General features: G+C 44.2%; 15 protein-coding genes. 11 read left to right on the top strand and 4 right to left on the bottom strand.

The window, feature by feature from the left end; all coding sequences use genetic code 11:
- Window positions 1-47 precede the first annotated feature (47 nt).
- From yihI to CA267_RS09410, 6 genes are all read left to right on the top strand, one after another.
- Window positions 48-563, top strand: coding sequence for a Der GTPase-activating protein YihI (yihI, locus tag CA267_RS09435; RefSeq protein WP_075607718.1), 516 nt, complete (start codon window positions 48-50; stop codon window positions 561-563).
- On the top strand, window positions 564-1,025 hold the full coding sequence (locus tag CA267_RS09430) for a DUF2489 domain-containing protein (RefSeq protein ID WP_075607719.1): 462 nt from the start codon (window positions 564-566) through the stop codon (window positions 1,023-1,025).
- Between the two features lie 351 nt (window positions 1,026-1,376).
- The gene (glyQ, locus tag CA267_RS09425; RefSeq protein WP_075607720.1) at window positions 1,377-2,282 is read left to right on the top strand and encodes a glycine--tRNA ligase subunit alpha; all 906 of its coding nucleotides are present in this window, start codon (window positions 1,377-1,379) and stop codon (window positions 2,280-2,282) included.
- Window positions 2,283-2,284: 2 nt separating this feature from the next.
- Window positions 2,285-4,357 carry a glycine--tRNA ligase subunit beta gene (gene glyS, locus CA267_RS09420; RefSeq protein WP_075607721.1) on the top strand — a complete coding sequence of 691 codons (2,073 nt, stop codon included), beginning with the start codon at window positions 2,285-2,287 and terminating at the stop codon, window positions 4,355-4,357.
- A 61-nt stretch (window positions 4,358-4,418) separates the two neighbouring features.
- A complete protein-coding gene (locus CA267_RS09415; RefSeq protein ID WP_075607722.1) occupies window positions 4,419-4,868 on the top strand; it encodes a hypothetical protein in 450 nt (149 codons plus the stop codon).
- A gap of 284 nt (window positions 4,869-5,152) precedes the next feature.
- On the top strand, window positions 5,153-6,322 hold the full coding sequence (locus CA267_RS09410) for a GAF domain-containing sensor histidine kinase (protein ID WP_075607723.1): 1,170 nt from the start codon (window positions 5,153-5,155) through the stop codon (window positions 6,320-6,322).
- 303 nt (window positions 6,323-6,625) lie between these two features.
- On the opposite strand, the gene gyrB is transcribed toward CA267_RS09410, so the two are convergent.
- The 4 genes from gyrB to dnaA all read right to left on the bottom strand — a co-directional run bounded on the left by gyrB (window position 6,626) and on the right by dnaA (window position 12,832).
- Window positions 6,626-9,046: a DNA topoisomerase (ATP-hydrolyzing) subunit B gene (gyrB, locus tag CA267_RS09405; protein WP_075607724.1), complete on the bottom strand. Its 2,421-nt coding sequence runs from the start codon at window positions 9,044-9,046 to the stop codon at window positions 6,626-6,628.
- 8 nt (window positions 9,047-9,054) lie between these two features.
- Window positions 9,055-10,140: a DNA replication/repair protein RecF gene (gene recF, locus CA267_RS09400; protein ID WP_075607725.1), complete on the bottom strand. Its 1,086-nt coding sequence runs from the start codon at window positions 10,138-10,140 to the stop codon at window positions 9,055-9,057.
- Window positions 10,141-10,214: 74 nt separating this feature from the next.
- Complete coding sequence (dnaN, locus tag CA267_RS09395) at window positions 10,215-11,318, bottom strand: DNA polymerase III subunit beta (RefSeq protein WP_075607726.1); 1,104 nt, start codon at window positions 11,316-11,318, stop codon at window positions 10,215-10,217.
- A gap of 29 nt (window positions 11,319-11,347) precedes the next feature.
- Window positions 11,348-12,832, bottom strand: a complete 1,485-nt coding sequence (dnaA, locus tag CA267_RS09390; RefSeq protein WP_075607727.1) for a chromosomal replication initiator protein DnaA — start codon at window positions 12,830-12,832, stop codon at window positions 11,348-11,350.
- Between the two features lie 610 nt (window positions 12,833-13,442).
- On the opposite strand from dnaA, the gene rpmH reads away from it, so the two are divergent.
- From rpmH to CA267_RS09365, 5 genes are read left to right on the top strand one after another with little or no spacing between them, the layout of a single operon-like run.
- Window positions 13,443-13,577: a 50S ribosomal protein L34 gene (gene rpmH / locus CA267_RS09385; protein ID WP_075607728.1), complete on the top strand. Its 135-nt coding sequence runs from the start codon at window positions 13,443-13,445 to the stop codon at window positions 13,575-13,577.
- A gap of 15 nt (window positions 13,578-13,592) precedes the next feature.
- Entirely contained in the window at window positions 13,593-13,946 is a 354-nt protein-coding gene (gene rnpA, locus CA267_RS09380) for a ribonuclease P protein component (RefSeq protein WP_075607729.1), read from the top strand.
- Window positions 13,937-14,185 (top strand): membrane protein insertion efficiency factor YidD, encoded by a 249-nt coding sequence (yidD, locus tag CA267_RS09375; protein ID WP_075609916.1) that lies wholly within the window; start codon window positions 13,937-13,939, stop codon window positions 14,183-14,185. Before rnpA ends, yidD begins: the two co-directional genes overlap by 10 nt.
- A gap of 10 nt (window positions 14,186-14,195) precedes the next feature.
- On the top strand, window positions 14,196-15,872 hold the full coding sequence (yidC, locus tag CA267_RS09370) for a membrane protein insertase YidC (RefSeq protein WP_075607730.1): 1,677 nt from the start codon (window positions 14,196-14,198) through the stop codon (window positions 15,870-15,872).
- A 57-nt stretch (window positions 15,873-15,929) separates the two neighbouring features.
- Window positions 15,930-16,412: a YajQ family cyclic di-GMP-binding protein gene (locus CA267_RS09365; protein WP_075607731.1), complete on the top strand. Its 483-nt coding sequence runs from the start codon at window positions 15,930-15,932 to the stop codon at window positions 16,410-16,412.
- The last annotated feature ends 2 nt before the right edge of the window (window positions 16,413-16,414 follow it).

The raw sequence follows: 16,414 nt of genomic DNA, 5'->3' as shown, positions 1-16,414 counted from the left end.
TCGCGTTATAATACCCAAAATACTTTTCACTCACATTTAAGAGTCACATGGCAAAGAGAAGCAAAAAGTCCAGAAAAGTCGGTCTAATTGGCGTCCGTAAGGATCCAAATCGTCCTCCTGGCCGCAATGAGCCAACGTCGCAGAAGCCGAAGAAGCATAAAGGCAAACCTGCTGGTAGCCGCCACAATGTTGAGCAAGCCAGCGCTTCTGACAAGCCGGTTAAGCAGAAGCAGGATCCGCGTGTAGGCAGCAAAAAACCGATTCCTTTGGTAAAAGCCGCTAAATCATCATCTGTCACGCCGTCAAAGTCTGCTGTTCGCAAGTATGCCACTCCAGCAGAAGAACTTGCTGCGCTAGAAGCAGATCCTCGTTTGTCTGCTTTACTGGATAAAATTGATAGCGGTAAAACTTTACGCGCTGAAGAACAAGAATATGTAGACGAAAATATGGCTCGTCACCAAATACTTTGTGACCTCCTGGGTATTTCTCCCGAGGCCGATGATGAAGATGACGATCCTTTAGCTGGTATTGAGTCGCTATCCATTGATGATTTTAAGAAATAGATGAACGAGCTTTACTGGACAATAGCAATGATAGCTGGCGTGGCTATTATTATTGCGCTAGGAATTTACGCCGGTCGCTTGTTGTTTATGTTAAAGCGCCAAAACCAGCGTCATGAGGCGGCTCGGCAACAGCGGGTAATAAAGATTACAGAAAGCGTCCGCGTAATTGCCATGGCGATGGAGCAGCAACAATGCGATTTGTCTGAAGGCGCGATAAGAGTGTGTAATTTACTTAACGCATTACCGCTGACTTCCCCGCCCAATTTCAGGGAGAAGTTTCCTCACATTTACGCGCTGTTCATCGATGTAAGTGGGTTTGCGGTGCTGGAAGAAAGGCAAAAGTTAAGTAAAGTAGAGCGCCGGAAACAAGACATTGCTCGAGAGGAAATCGAATCCCGCCACGAAAGCAAAGTTCTTGATGAACTAAAAGCCATTAAAACCTACTGTGCACAACTTGTTTGAGTGCACAGATTCTCTTTCTTCTTAACCACCCATTTTACCCGCGTGCTAATTGGTACACTTCGTTGTAGCAGTGACAATTCGCCACAGGGTCGTTTATCATGTCCACAGCCTGCACAAACGCATAATAGATGGTTTCCCACAAATTTAAAGCCACTTTTCCTAAGCGCTTTGGCCATCGCTGTTGATTCAGGTGCACTAACCGGCCCTTGTTGATGATGCAGTCATTTCGTGCCCCTAACCGAAGAATATCCTGATTTAATGTAACTTTTCTCTAGTTTAAGCCTACATACACTGTCATACAAATTGTATACTATGCCACCTTTGAATAGCCGGTATTTAAGCAGCGATAGTATGCAAAACTACGATATTAAAACCTTTCAGGGGCTGATCCTTGCATTGCAGGACTATTGGGCCCGCCAAGGGTGCGTTATCATACAGCCCCTGGACATGGAAGTAGGTGCAGGCACCTTTCACCCAATGACATTTCTTCGCTCCTTAGGCCCGGAGCCTATCAGCAGCGCCTATGTGCAACCCTGCCGCCGCCCCACAGACGGCCGATATGGCGAAAACCCTAACCGGTTGCAGCATTATTATCAGTTTCAGGTGATGTTAAAGCCCTCCCCAGATAATTTTCAGGAGCTTTACCTGGGTTCATTAAAGGAACTGGGGTTCGATCCTTTAGTGCATGACATTCGCTTTGTGGAAGACAACTGGGAGTCTCCTACACTAGGGGCGTGGGGCTTGGGTTGGGAAGTATGGCTAAACGGTATGGAAGTTACTCAGTTTACTTATTTCCAGCAAGTAGGTGGCCTCGAGTGCAAACCCGTCACCGGCGAAATCACCTACGGGCTGGAACGTCTCGCCATGTATATCCAAGGGGTGAACAGTATCTACGACCTGATATGGACAGACGGGCCACGAGGTAAAGTGACTTACGGTGATGTTTTTCACCAAAACGAAGTTGAACAATCCGCTTATAACTTTGAATACGCCAATGTAGAAGCTCTCTTTCGCACATTTGATGAATGTGAACAAGCCAGTCAACTGCTTATTGAGAAAAATTTACCTTTGCCGGCCTACGAACAAGTTATGAAAGCTTCCCACGCATTTAATTTGCTGGATGCTCGCCACGCCATATCTGTTACTGAGCGTCAGCGTTATATCTTGCGAGTGCGGGCATTATCCAAGGCCTGTGCAGAAAGTTACTACAAGGCTCGTGAAGATCTCGGCTTTCCGCTATGTAATAAGGAGCAGTAAGGGTGCGTACTGAAAATCTACTCATTGAACTAGGCACAGAAGAGCTTCCTCCAAAGTCCCTTAAACAGCTGGGAGAAAGTTTTGCGGCTAATTTTCAACTAGCACTGGAGAACGCTGAGCTTGGCTTTAAATCCGTCGCCTGGTTTGCCGCGCCTCGCAGATTAGCGGTATATGTCACGGCTCTGGAAGCCAATCAACAAGACAAAGTCGTTGAAAAGCGCGGGCCAGCGGTCAGTGCTGCTTTTGATGCTGACGGTGCGCCGACTCGTGCAGCGATAGGCTGGGCCAAAGGCAATGGCATTGAAGTTGAGGACGCTGAACGACTGGTAACAGATAAAGGTGAATGGCTGCTTTATAATGCCAATGTGCCGGGACAATCTGTTGCCGCGTTGCTGGAAGGTATGGTGAATCAGGCGCTTGGAAAATTGCCTATTCCAAAGCCTATGCGCTGGGGAAATTATACAACTCAGTTTATTCGTCCGGTTCACACGCTATGCGTGCTGTATGGTGCAGAAGTTGTTCCCCTGTCAGCTTTAGGGTTAACCAGCGGCAGAACGGTGCTCGGCCATCGGTTCCATGGCAACGGCAGTTTCGAGCTGGATCATGCTGATAATTACGCGCAGGCACTTAAAGCGCAGTTCGTTGTAGCAGATTTCAATGAGCGTGTGGAAGCTATCCGCAATGCGCTTGAAAATACGGCGTCAGCACTTTCTCTAAAGCCCGATTACAGTACGGCGTTGCTGGAAGAAATATCCTCTCTTGTTGAATGGCCGGTTGTCATGACAGCCTCTTTTGATAAAGCTTTCTTAAATGTGCCGAAAGAGGCGCTTATTTACACCATGAAAGACGATCAGAAATACGTGCCGCTTTTAGACAATGAAGGCAATTTAGCAAACACATTTCTATTTGTTAGTAATATCGACAGCCATGATCCTGCTCAGGTAATCGGTGGCAACGAGCGAGTCATACGCCCACGTCTGGCTGATGCGGAATTTTTCTTTAATACTGATAAGAAGTCCTCTCTTGAAAGCAGGCTCGACAGCCTGAATTCCGTGCTTTTCCAAAAACAACTCGGCACATTAAAAGACAAATCGGATCGCATTTCAGCGATGGCAGAATTTATTGCCAGCGAAATTAACGCCAACGAAAAGGATGCAGCAAGAGCAGGATTGCTGGCAAAAACGGATCTCATGACTAACATGGTCATGGAGTTTCCCGACGTCCAGGGCGTAATGGGTAAATACTATGCGCTGCATGATGGAGAGTCTGGTGATGTCGCACAGGCACTGTATGAACAGTATATGCCACGCTTTGCGGGCGACGAGTTACCGTCTACGTCTGTGAGTGCAGCGGTTTCATTGGCCGATAAGTTAGATACCTTGGTAGGTATTTTCGGTATCGGACAATTACCTAAAGGCGATAAAGATCCCTTTGCTCTGCGTCGCGCAGCCATTGGTACGCTTAGGGTTATTGTAGAAAAAGATCTGCCGCTGGATTTAGCAGTATTAGTTAATAAGGCTGTTGAGATATACGGCGAAAAATTGTCGAACTCTGAGTGCCGAGAGCAGGTCATAGAGTTTGTGCTGGGGCGATTTGTTGCATTGTTGCAAGATCAGAATGTGAGCATTGATGTTATACAGGCTGTAGCTGCTAGGCGTCCGACTGCCCCTGCTGACTATGCAGCTCGGATTGACGCTGTTGCCGCATTTAAGAAGCTAGATGCTGCTGAAGCGCTTGCGGCTGCGAACAAACGAGTCGCCAATATTCTTGCTAAACAGGGTGTTGAGGGCGAATCCGATATTGATCCCTCCCTTGTGACAGACGGCGAGGAACGAGCGTTGTACGACGCGCTTATGGAAGTTAAAGCGCAAGTAGAAGCTTCAATAGCAGTCAAGGATTATACCTCGGTACTTTCTTCACTTTCGACGTTACGAGAAGTGGTAGATGCATTTTTCGATAATGTAATGGTTATGGACGATGATATTAAAGTGCGAAATAACCGTCTTGCGTTATTGAGTTTATTGAGGCAACTTTTTTTAACAACTGCGGATATTTCACAGTTAGCCAAGGCATAGCCATTAGGAAACTTTAACCCTATGCCCAGCTTCTCGTTGGGCATTTTTATTTGGAAATATTGTGTTTACGTTAAGAACTCTTTTTCTCTTGTCCGCCCTGGTATTTCTTTCAGCATGTAGTAGCCGAGGTACGGTTTCTATTCCGGGTATAACGGAGCCTCCGGCTATTCAGTTTGAAAACCTATATTTAAGAGGAGTCTTCAACTGGTGGGAGGCAAACGATCCCTACAAGCTGACAAGAGGTAAAGGCGGGTGGTTTGTCGATGTGGAACTGATCGCTGACGGTCAGCCATATGATTTTCGTCTTTCTGATGCCTATTGGACGCCAGACCAAACATGCGGTGCTGAGTACAAAGGTCAAATGGCTTTATTAGCAACAGCGGCTTATCTGGATTGCGGTGCTGAATCAGAAAATTTACAGTTTACCCCACAATCAACCGGAACCTATCGGTTTGCATTTTCGCCGGCAGATGCGGGCGAGGTGCGTTTACTGGTAACAAGGCTGGACTAACTGGTATCTTGCGGGTCCTTCAAGATTCCTGTCAATAGATTGATTTAAAACAGCAGAAAGAGTTATTTCCTAAAATTGCCTTTTCTGCTCTGTTTTCAACGAATATTTTTTCATGCCGCACGTTTTGTCACTTTCGCTGTTAGCTAAAATAGTTGAAGGTTTTTAGGAAGCGGCTTTCGCTTGTGTAAAAATAAATCAAGCTTGCCTTCGATTAGTAGGGACTCGTTGCATATAATCGGAGTGTTTTTTTATATTACTTAAATATGTAGATCAGGCTTTACCCAATGACCCTTTCAATTCAGTCAGCCATTCGCTCAGTTCAATCTCTTGACGCTGTTCCCACCATCATGCAAATGATTGCTGAGGCGACAGGTTTGAGGTTTGTCTGTGTGGCAAAAGTGACAGCATCTTCCTGGACAGCCTGCGCAGTGCTCGACAAAGTTAATTTTAACTTACACCCCGGCGATGAGCTGGAAGTGCAAACTACGCTTTGTGATGAGGTTCGCTCTCTTAATCAGCCAATAGTGATAGAAAATGTGAATCAGGATAAGACATTTTGCAAACATCACACGCCAAAAACTTATGGGTTTAAAAGCTATTTTTCTTTTCCCATCTACGGCCCAGACGGCGAGTTTTTCGGAACATTATGCGGGCTTGATCCAATGCCCGCCGAGTTAAAGACGCCCGAACTCTACAATACGCTGTCGCTGTTTGCCGAACTTATTTCCCGGCAATTAAAAACAGAAAAACGTCTCTCAGAGGCTGAAGCTGCTCTTCAGGATGAGCAGGACATGGCAAAGTTAAGAGAACAATACATAGGTGTGCTTGGGCACGACTTACGGACACCACTTTCCTCTATTTCCATGGGTTTGGATGTATTATCGGATATGCAGCTACCCAAGGCAGATCCAATACTTATACGGATGAATCGAAGTGTCCAACGCATCTCTAGGCTTATCACTGACGTAATGGATTTTACCCATAGTAAGATGGGCAGCGGCATACCGTTGAACCTTATCGAAAGTGATGACTTAGCCAGTGTTCTACATCATAGTATTGCTGAGTTGGTTAATTTATATCAGCCGCCCTTCCTTACGACAGACATTGACATACAGGGAACGATTAAATGTGATCCTGCACGAATCGGCCAATTGCTGTCGAACCTGCTGATTAATGCTTTAGTGCACGGCGACACGCAAAAGCCTATTGCTGTCTCAGCAAACTATTTCAACGGGCAATTAACAGTTAAAGTTGCCAATGAAGGCAAAGCTATTGCTGCCGCTACGCTCTCACGCCTCTTTGAACCCTTCTGGCGCGAACCTTCCAAGAACCCTAAAAAGGGGCTTGGTTTAGGATTATTTATCGCATCAGAAATAGCTAAGGCTCACAACGGCAAATTGGAAGCTCACTCTGATGCCAACTCAACCTCGTTTACCTTTTCCGCAACGTTGTGAAGCTAGCTACGCTTTCTTTAGCACGTGAAGGCAAATAACAGCAGTCCAATATAGCTTCTGCATAAATTAAATTGCCGTAGGGAAAACATTCAGCAGTATGGCATAAATTCCCTTTCCTCGCGGTTACCTTATGCTAACTCGCCTTGATGTGTGATCAACTCAAAAGTAAGCATCATGCAGGTAACTACGGTTTCCCCTTACGTTAGCTGACAAAAAAAGGCGACTTTAAAAGCCGCCTTTTTTTGGATTACGCTGCAGTATTTCGGCTTAATCAATCTAAAGCCTAAATACTTCGACGCTTACCTAAACATCGAGGTTTTCAACGTTAAGAGCATTTGCTTCAATAAAGGCGCGACGCGGTTCAACCTGATCGCCCATTAGGGTGGTAAATAATTGATCACAGCCGATGGCATCTTCAATAGTAACTTGAAGCATTCTTCTACCCTCAGGATCCATCGTTGTTTCCCAAAGCTGCTCGGGATTCATCTCCCCTAGCCCTTTATATCGCTGAATATATTGCCCACGCTTGGCTTCGCTCATTAGCCAGTCCAGCGCCTCTTTGAACGAATTTACGTGCTGCTTTCGCTCTCCCCGCTGAATGTAAGCATCAGAATCCATCATATTATTAATAGCTTCATTCAGGGCTTTGATACGCGTATATTCCGTAGATTCAATAAAATCGTGATCTAAGCGATATTCATAGTCGATACCATGCATCCGCATAATTATCGAAATATAAAATTCACTAAGCTCATCGTCCCGCCGAATTTCAAAACGATAGGTAGCGCCATCAGCTTCCTGATCATTAAGACCTTTAACAAACTTATCAGCAACCGTGTTGAGTGTTTCTTTGTCTTTAAGATCGGCTAAATTCAATGTTGGAGAATAGACAAGCTTATAAAGAATTACCGACGGCAGTACACGTCGCATTCTTGTAATCATCTTCTCCACGCTTTGGTACTGTTTTACCAGATTTTCTAAAGCAACACCTGTAATGCCAGGAGAATCTTCTCCCGGGTATAAGGCAGCGCCGTCTATGGCTATAGAAGTCAAGTAGTTTACCAGGGCCTCATCGTCTTTAAGATACTGCTCTTGCTTACCTTTTTTGACTTTATACAACGGAGGTTGGGCAATATACACGTAGCCTCTTTCGATAATCTCCGGCATCTGACGGTAGAAGAACGTAAGTAACAGAGTACGAATATGTGAGCCGTCAACGTCAGCGTCAGTCATAATAATAATGCTGTGATAACGTAGTTTGTCAGGATTATATTCGTCTCTGCCAATACCGCAGCCTAAAGCTGTAATCAGGGTGGCGACTTCTTGGGAAGAAAGCATTTTATCAAAGCGTGCCTTCTCTACGTTTAAAATTTTCCCTTTTAACGGCAAAATCGCTTGGTTCTTCCTGTTACGGCCTTGTTTAGCTGAGCCACCAGCAGAGTCACCTTCCACAATGTAAATTTCGCTGAAGGCTGGATCTTTTTCCTGGCAGTCGGCAAGCTTGCCTGGTAAACCAGCAAGATCCAAAGCTCCCTTCCGTCTTGTCATTTCACGGGCTTTACGAGCAGCTTCCCTTGCTCTGGCAGCATCAATGATCTTTGAGACTATTATTCGGCTCTCAGAAGGATTCTCTAGCAGAAATTCTGCTAGCTTTTCATTCATTGCCGATTCCACCGCATGCTTCACTTCAGAAGAAACCAGCTTATCTTTAGTTTGGGAGGAAAACTTTGGATCTGGAACTTTCACCGAGATAACGGCTGTTAATCCCTCTCTGGCATCATCGCCGCTGGCGTTGGTTTTGGTCTTCTTGTTTAAGCCTTCCTTTTCCATAAAGTTATTTAGAGTTCTTGTTAATGCTCCTCTAAAACCGGCTAAATGGGTACCGCCATCCCGTTGCGGAATATTATTGGTAAAGCAGAACACGTTTTCCTGAAAGCCATCGTTCCATTGCATTGCCACTTCAACCGCGATGCCATCTTCGCGCTCTAAAGTAAAATAGAACACTTTTTGGTTTACGGGTGTCTTGTTTTGATTCAAATATTCCACAAAGGCGCGGATGCCGCCTTCGTACATGAAGTGGTCTTCCTTACCATCTCTTTCATCTTTTAAACGAATAGATACTCCCGAGTTAAGAAACGAAAGCTCCCTAAGTCTCTTTGCTAAGATGTCATAGTGATAGAGAGTATTGGTAAAAGTTTTGTCACTTGGCCAAAAACGAATAAAGGTGCCTGTTTTATCGGTTTCCCCCACCACCTTTAGTGGCTCTTGTGGCACGCCATGCTGATATTCTTGCTCATGTGTCTTACCACCACGACGAATCCGAAGCTTAAGTTTGTGAGAAAGTGCATTTACAACAGAAATGCCCACGCCGTGTAAGCCACCGGAAACTTTATAGGAATTATCATCAAACTTTCCGCCAGCATGTAGCACGGTCATGATAACTTCTGCTGCCGACACCCCTTCTTCTGAATGAATTTCAGTAGGTATACCGCGGCCGTTATCTGCAACAGAGACTGACCCGTCAGTGTGAATTTGAACCACGATGTCGGAACAGTGGCCGGCTAAGGCTTCATCTATTGAGTTGTCTACTACCTCAAATACCATGTGGTGAAGACCGGTTCCATCATCAGTATCCCCGATATACATACCTGGACGTTTTCTTACCGCATCCAGACCTTTTAGCACTTTAATGCTGGTCGAGTCGTAGTTTTTCTGTTCTGCCATTCTAACTTTTACTCCTCTGCCACGTGCCCATGTTCCACGTGAAACATTTTCTTGTCGTTGTATTTATCAATAAATTCTAATTGCTGCTTTTCAATCGCAGTAATAAATATCTGCGTATCCATTTTCAGCAACCCATCAATAAACCGCTCTCGCTTTTCGAGATCTAATTCAGCTCCTACATCATCTAACAAAAATATACTCTTTCGAGATGATTGCTGCGTAAACAATGCGGTTTGGGAGAGCTGTAATGCGGCGACCGCCATTCGCAGTTGACCTCGTGAAAGGATTTCCTGCGCACTTGTATGATTAACTTTAAAACGTAAATCTGCCTTATGAGGGCCCGAAGAAGTGTGACCAATTTTATGATCATACTCGTATTTTTTGTGAAAAACCTCATTAAGAGGTAGCTCTTTATCCCAACCCCTATAATACGAAATTTCGAGGGAAAACTCAGGTAGAAATTCCTTTGATATGCGATTAAATATTGGCGTTAGCGCTTCTATATAAGCTTCTCTTTGTGAAGATAGCCTCTCTCCTGTAACAGCAAGCTGTTGCTCCCAAAACTGGTTCTCAGGCGCACGCAGCTCATTCTGTTTAAGTACCGCGTTCCTTTGTTTTAGCAGCTTAGAATAATGTTGAAATAACAAATGGAAAGATTGTTCCACGTGGAACAATCCCCAATCACAAAACTTTCTGCGTTCAGAAGGCGACCCTAAGATAAGATCGGTACTCTGTGGCGTGAAAAGCTGAACAGGTATTAAGCTTACTAAATCAGCTAAGCGCTGGGAGTGTTCGCCGTTAATCGAACAATTGAAACTATTAGTAAGGGATCTTTCCAACCCTACCGAAGAGGTTTTGCCTGCTTCATCGGTGCATCGAGCAAATACGCTAAAACTGCTACTTTCATGCCTGATTACGGAAAGATGCTTGCTTGTGCGAAATGAACGGCCAAAGCCAAGATAAAACAAGGCTTCTAACAAAGAAGATTTGCCACTGCCGTTCTTTCCGGTAATCACGGTAAGTTGCTGTGATGGGAGCAACGTAGCGTTGGAAATATTACGAAAGTTTGTTAGCTGGACTTGGTCCAGTTTCATATGAAGAGGCTCAAAATTGTTCTAATGTCAGCCTGTAAGTCATTCGGCCTAACATTGTTTAAAAGGAACAGGGACTATAAGCGCATCGGCATAATAACATACACAGCTGCATCATCTTGTGCATCTTCAATAAGCGCACTAGAATTTGAATCCGATAGCGTAATTTTTACTTCTTCTCTCGCTAAGGCATTCAATACGTCGATGAGGTACGCTACGTTAAAACCGATTTCCAGGTCGTCGCCCTCATATTGAATATCAACGATTTCTTCGGCCTCTTCCTGCTCAGGGTTATTCGCCGTTATCTTCAATTCGCCAGAAGAGAGGTTTAACCTTACACCGCGGAACTTCTCATTAGATAAAATGGCAGCCCGGCTAAACGCTTCTTTAAGTACAGCCTTGTTAGCAATAATTATCTTATCACCGTCTCTGGGAAGAACACGGCGATAATCGGGAAAGCGACCATCAACCAATTTACTGGTAAAGATAAACTCGTTGGAATACAAACGCAGATGATTCGCACCTATCTGAATTTTGAGAAGCGCTTCATCTTCGCCTATCAAGCGCGAGATTTCTAAAACACCTTTGCGAGGAATGATAACCTGGCGAGCCGGTAAAGAGGCATCATTATAGGGCAAACGACACAACGCCAGGCGGTGCCCGTCAGTGGCTACAGTACGCACTATATTTTCTTCTGTTTCCAGGGACATACCGTTCAAATAATAACGAACATCCTGCTGGGCCATTGAGAAGTGAGTACTTTCGATCAGCCGTTTCATGTCGGAGCAGGAAACCTCAAACTCCACCTCACCCTCCCAATCTTCAAGATTAGGATATTCATTTGCTGACAGAGTAGATAGCGAGTAACGTCCTCTGCCAGCGCGTATGAGCGCTTTATTTCCATCGAGAGAAAAATTGATGGCAGTACCTTCTGAAATTCCCTTACAAATATCGACCAGCTTTTTTGCCGGCACTGTAATTTCGCCCTCAGCAAAGTCACCATCCAATTGGGTACTGGCAATTAGCTCTACTTCTAAATCTGTCCCCGTCAAAGAGAGTGTACCCTCACTGACTTTAATCAGAACATTCGATAAAATAGGCAATGTATGACGGCGTTCGACAGCGCCTGAAACGAGTTGCAAAGGTTGTAAAAATTTTTCTCGGCTGATGGTAAATTTCATCGATCTCTTTTCTCGCCTCATTCGTCAAATTAAGAAGACAGGGTGCGGATAAGGTTTTTATAGTCTTCTTTTATATCATGACTTTCTTCTCTAAGCTGCTCTATTTTTCTACATGCATGTAAAACCGTAGTGTGATCTCTTCCACCAAAGGCATTACCGAGTTCAGGTAAGCTATGATTAGTGAGTTCTTTAGCCAGAGCCATTGCCACCTGACGTGGCCTAGCTACACTGCGACTGCGGCGCTTAGACAGAATGTCGGACACTTTAATCTTATAATAATCTGCTACCGTTTTTTGAATATTATCTACAGTAACCAGTTTTTCTTGTAACGCCAGTAAATCCCGTAATGCTTCTCTTACGAAATCAATGGTAATCGGCCTACCGGTAAAATTTGCATTGGCAATAACTCGGTTCAATGCCCCTTCTAATTCTCTTACGTTCGACCTTAATCTTTTCGCAATAAAAAAAGCAACTTCATTAGGAAGCTGCATACGGTTTTCTGCAGCTTTACGCATTAAAATTGCAACCCGCGTTTCCAATTCTGGCGGTTCAATGGCGATTGTAAGGCCCCAGCCGAAACGAGATTTTAAACGGTCTTCCACACCATCAATTTCTTTAGGATAGCGATCGGAAGTTAATATGATTTGCTGGTTTCCTTCCAACAACGCATTAAAAGTATGAAAAAACTCTTCCTGGGAACGCTCTTTATTGGCAAAAAATTGAATATCGTCTATCAGTAAAGCATCAACTGATCGATAAAAGCGTTTAAAATCTTCTATCGCATTGTTTTGAAGCGCCTTCACCATATCCTGAACAAATCGCTCAGAGTGCATATACACAATCTTTGCATCCACACGATTAGCACAGATACCATTTCCCACAGCGTGCAGCAAATGGGTTTTACCTAAACCTGTACCACCGTAAATAAATAAAGGATTGTACGAACCGCCCGGATTATTCGCAACTTGGGTAGCTGCTGCTCGTGCAAGTTGATTTGACTTACCTTCGACAAAGTTATCGAACTGATAATTCGGGTTAATATTACTCTTGTGCTTCATTCCTTCAGGTATAGGAACGACATTAGGCGTAGTGGGTTGCGGCGGAGTTACTCGAGAGGCAGCAGCGTTTACATTTCTGCCATACGTTGGACTGCTCGACTCACTACGCTGATCATTAGCCGTTTGAATAGAATGATTATTTTGAGCAAAGTTATCTAGCGAAGGTGTGGCTGTGGTTTGTCTGGAGGCAGCGACATTAGCCGCAGTAACAGGCTGACGAGAAACGACCTCAAGCCGCAATTGTGGCGCATCTTCCGGACCGCAGAACTCAGCGAATAATTCAGTGATTTTATCGCGATATTTATCTCTTACCCAATCAAGAATAAATCTGTTAGGTGCGAATAAGGTAATTATACTTTCCTCTTCACTCGACGTAAGCGGTCTTATCCACATACTGAATTGTTGAGTGGGCAATTCCTGGCGCAACCTATCAAGGCACAGATTCCATAAAGACATGCTTATAAATGGCTCCAATAGTCGCTGTAAGCGCCAATAATGCTGTAAATCAGAGACAATAGCAGCCCACCACTTTCATTAAGCGGTAGACAAAAATTGGGTGACAACGATGAGTTTTATTCTACGTTTTTTATCGCTGTGGATTATCTACTTTTATTCACTAAAAGTAAATATTGATCTTTGTAGATCCCCCCGATCATAATTATATCTTCATGAATTGTAAGTATTATTTTAGTTATTTATGCTGATCAGGATCTAATCATAATTTCCAACTGTATAAGCGATCAGTTAAAAGGATCATACAAAAAATGCGCTTTGTGGTGATATAGAAATTGTGCCTTTGTGGATAAACCTTTTATATCTATCATTTTATTCACATTATGCAGGGAGGTAATCCATCTACGCAGAAATTTGACGGGATCACCGAAAATATTTTTAGTGCAAAATACCCTCATATCTGGGAATACTCATTGACATCAGGCCGCGAGATCTCTAGAATTCAGCGTCCTTTTGATGGGTGGTAACCGCAAAAACATTTGACATAGAGTCAAACTGTAAGTCACCGGTTTAACTCCGTCTGTGTTTAATCTAAATAAGTGAGACTTTGGTCATGAAAAGAACATTTCAACCGAGCAACTTAAAGCGTAAGCGTTCTCACGGTTTCCGTGCTCGTATGGCGACTAAAAATGGTCGTAAAGTACTAGCAGCCCGCCGTGCTAAAGGTCGCGCTCGCCTTTGTGCTTAATGGTGTTATCCCAAAGTGGGTGAAAATAAATTTTCAAGGGAGTTACGACTGTTAACTCCCTCCCACTTTACTTATGTGTTTGACGACGCAACCCCTGCTGTATCTCCCTCATTTACAATTCTAGCAAGAAAAAATCAACTTGAATCTCCGCGTTTAGGCATTACGTTAGCTAAAAAGCGTATTCGCAAAGCTCACGAACGTAATAGAATTAAACGCCTTATTCGCGAAAGCTTTCGTCATAAGGTAACGGGTTTACCTCATGTTGATATCATTGTGATTGGAAAATCAGGAGCCGATAAGCTTTCTAATGAAGAGGTTTATGCCACGTTGGATAAACTATGGAAAAAGTTGGCCAAGCGTTGCGTCTAATCATTATCGCCCTCCCCCTTCTTCTCATCAAATTTTACCAATGGGTAATTTCTCCGATGTTAGGACAGCGGTGCCGCTTTCATCCATCGTGCTCTCATTACGCAATTGAAGCACTTAAAACGCATGGATTGGCAATTGGCGGTTGGTTATCTATTAAACGCATACTAAAATGTCAACCCTTCCATCCGGGTGGTTATGACCCGGTACCGGAACAACACGATAACAAACACTCAAAATAAAGAGACCTCTATGGAATCGCAACGTAGTTTTCTGATTATTGGCCTTGCTTTGGTCAGCTTTTTGTTATGGCAGCAATGGCAAGCGGATTACGGTCCAAAGCCAGTGACACCTGTCACCAACGAACAAAGGGTAGATCCTGTCTCCGAAGGCGTGCCTTCATCTGGCAGCAACGCAAATAATAGCGATATTCCCGCTGGTAATGAAGATGTCCCTATTGCTCAAAATTCTGAAGCAACTCCGGCCGTTAAACAAGACCGCACAATTCGCGTAAAAACCGATACGCTGGATGTACTCATTGATTTGGTAGGCGGAGATGTTATCTCTGCTAATTTAGTTGATTTTCCAGTTAAGCAAGGCGCTAAAGAAGCTTACAGCTTACTGCGAACGCAAAATGGACTATATCAAGCGCAAAGCGGCCTGATTGGAAAAGACGGCCCGGATCAAAGCGCTTCTGGTCGACCCCGGTACGATGCCGCGCAGTCTGAATTTGTATTGGCAGGTGACACGCTAAAAGTGCCTCTTACCTGGCGCAATGATGCGGGGATTGCGATCACCAAAACCTTTACCTTTACCCGCGACAGTCATGATGTTGAAGTAACTTATACTATTAATAATGGCAGTAGCCAATCGGCCAATTTTCAACAGTATGCTCAGCTTAAACAGGTTTTAGAGCAAGAAAACAGCAGCGGTAATATGTTTATGCCTACATATCGCGGAGCGGCATATTCAACCGAAGACGATAACTACGAAAAGTATACGTTTGGTGATATTGAAGATAAGAATCTTCGTTTAGCCACTAAAGGTGGTTGGGTGGGAATGCTGGAGCATTACTTTGTCTCTGCATGGATCCCTCCTCAAGATCAAACTAACACTATCTATAGCCGGACCCTTAAAAATCAGTTCGCTATTATCGGGTTTACCGGTACGCCAATTAGCGTAGCCAGCGGTGATAGCGCCACAATATCCAGTGAATTATATATGGGTCCGAAGGATCAGGATAAACTGGCACAGCTAGCCCGAGGGCTAGATCTCACCGTAGATTACGGGATTCTGTGGTGGATATCTCAGCCTTTATTTGCGCTGTTAAAATTCATTCATAGCCTAGTGGGTAACTGGGGAGTAGCCATTATACTGATTACTGTTGTTGTGAAAGGGGCAATGTACCCACTCACGAAAAAGCAGTACGAATCAATGGCGCGCTTACGTAATCTGGCGCCCAAAATGCAGCAGCTGAAAGATCGTCACGGTGATGACAGACAAAAAATGTCTCAGGCCATGATGGAGCTATATAAGAAAGAGAAAGTTAACCCGATGGGCGGATGTCTGCCATTGATTCTGCAGATGCCTATTTTCCTCGCGCTGTACTGGGTACTACTGGAAAGTGTGGAATTGCGTCATGCCGAGTTTTTCCTCTGGATCACGGACTTGTCTGTTAAAGACCCGTTCTTCGTGTTGCCTGTGCTCACGGGTGCCAGTATGTGGTTATTACAGAAGTTACAACCGACCACGGTAACCGATCCCATGCAGCAGAAAATTATGCAGTTCATGCCAGTCATGATGAGTGTATTCTTCCTTTGGTTCCCTGCCGGTTTAGTGCTGTACTGGTTAGTCAGTAACGTTATTACGTTAATCCAAGCGAAGATTATTTACGCCTCGATGGAAAAGAGAGGCCTTCAAACCCGCTAATTTCATCATCTTCCAGCCCGCTAATGCGGGCTGTTTAGTCAACAAGAGGAACGTCTCATGCCATCTTTTGATATTGTTTCTGAAATCAACATGGAAGAAGTTCGCAATGCTACTGAAAATGCTAGCCGTGAACTGACTACACGTTTTGATTTTCGTGGTGTGGAAGCTAGCTTTGAATATAAAGACAAAACGGTTTTAATGATTGCAGAAGCCGAATTCCAACTCCAACAAATGGAATCGTTATTTCGCACTGCTTGCTCTAAACGCAATGTAGATACCTCGTCGATGGATGTCCAGGCGATGGATCAACGCGGTAAGCAGTGTCGTCAAACTATTGCCTTCAAAGAAGGCATAGAGCAGCCTACCGCTAAAAAAATAGTAAAACTCATAAAAGACGCCAAAATTAAAGTGCAGACGTCTATTCAAGGCGAACAGCTTCGCGTAACAGGTAAAAAGCGTGACGATCTTCAGGAAGCTATGGCTTTGGTAAAAAGCACTGATTTGGGTCAGCCTTTTCAGTTTAATAATTTCCGCGATTAGTT

It is taken from the genome of Alteromonas pelagimontana (assembly GCF_002499975.2).
In the GTDB taxonomy this organism is placed as follows: Bacteria; Pseudomonadota; Gammaproteobacteria; order Enterobacterales; family Alteromonadaceae; genus Alteromonas; species Alteromonas pelagimontana.
This window is presented reverse-complemented; position numbering and strand designations above follow the sequence as displayed.

What these genes read in the sequence shown, in the direction of transcription:
- yihI (WP_075607718.1), top strand. Translation starts at nt 48, where the DNA reads ATGGCAAAGAGAAGCAAAAAGTCCAGAAAAGTCGGTCTAATTGGCGTC.
- CA267_RS09430 (WP_075607719.1), top strand. Translation starts at nt 564, where the DNA reads ATGAACGAGCTTTACTGGACAATAGCAATGATAGCTGGCGTGGCTATT.
- glyQ (WP_075607720.1), top strand. Translation starts at nt 1,377, where the DNA reads ATGCAAAACTACGATATTAAAACCTTTCAGGGGCTGATCCTTGCATTG.
- CA267_RS09410 (WP_075607723.1), top strand. Translation starts at nt 5,153, where the DNA reads ATGACCCTTTCAATTCAGTCAGCCATTCGCTCAGTTCAATCTCTTGAC.
- gyrB (WP_075607724.1), bottom strand. Translation starts at nt 9,046, where the DNA reads ATGGCAGAACAGAAAAACTACGACTCGACCAGCATTAAAGTGCTAAAA.
- recF (WP_075607725.1), bottom strand. Translation starts at nt 10,140, where the DNA reads ATGAAACTGGACCAAGTCCAGCTAACAAACTTTCGTAATATTTCCAAC.
- dnaN (WP_075607726.1), bottom strand. Translation starts at nt 11,318, where the DNA reads ATGAAATTTACCATCAGCCGAGAAAAATTTTTACAACCTTTGCAACTC.
- dnaA (WP_075607727.1), bottom strand. Translation starts at nt 12,832, where the DNA reads ATGTCTTTATGGAATCTGTGCCTTGATAGGTTGCGCCAGGAATTGCCC.
- rpmH (WP_075607728.1), top strand. Translation starts at nt 13,443, where the DNA reads ATGAAAAGAACATTTCAACCGAGCAACTTAAAGCGTAAGCGTTCTCAC.
- yidC (WP_075607730.1), top strand. Translation starts at nt 14,196, where the DNA reads ATGGAATCGCAACGTAGTTTTCTGATTATTGGCCTTGCTTTGGTCAGC.
- CA267_RS09365 (WP_075607731.1), top strand. Translation starts at nt 15,930, where the DNA reads ATGCCATCTTTTGATATTGTTTCTGAAATCAACATGGAAGAAGTTCGC.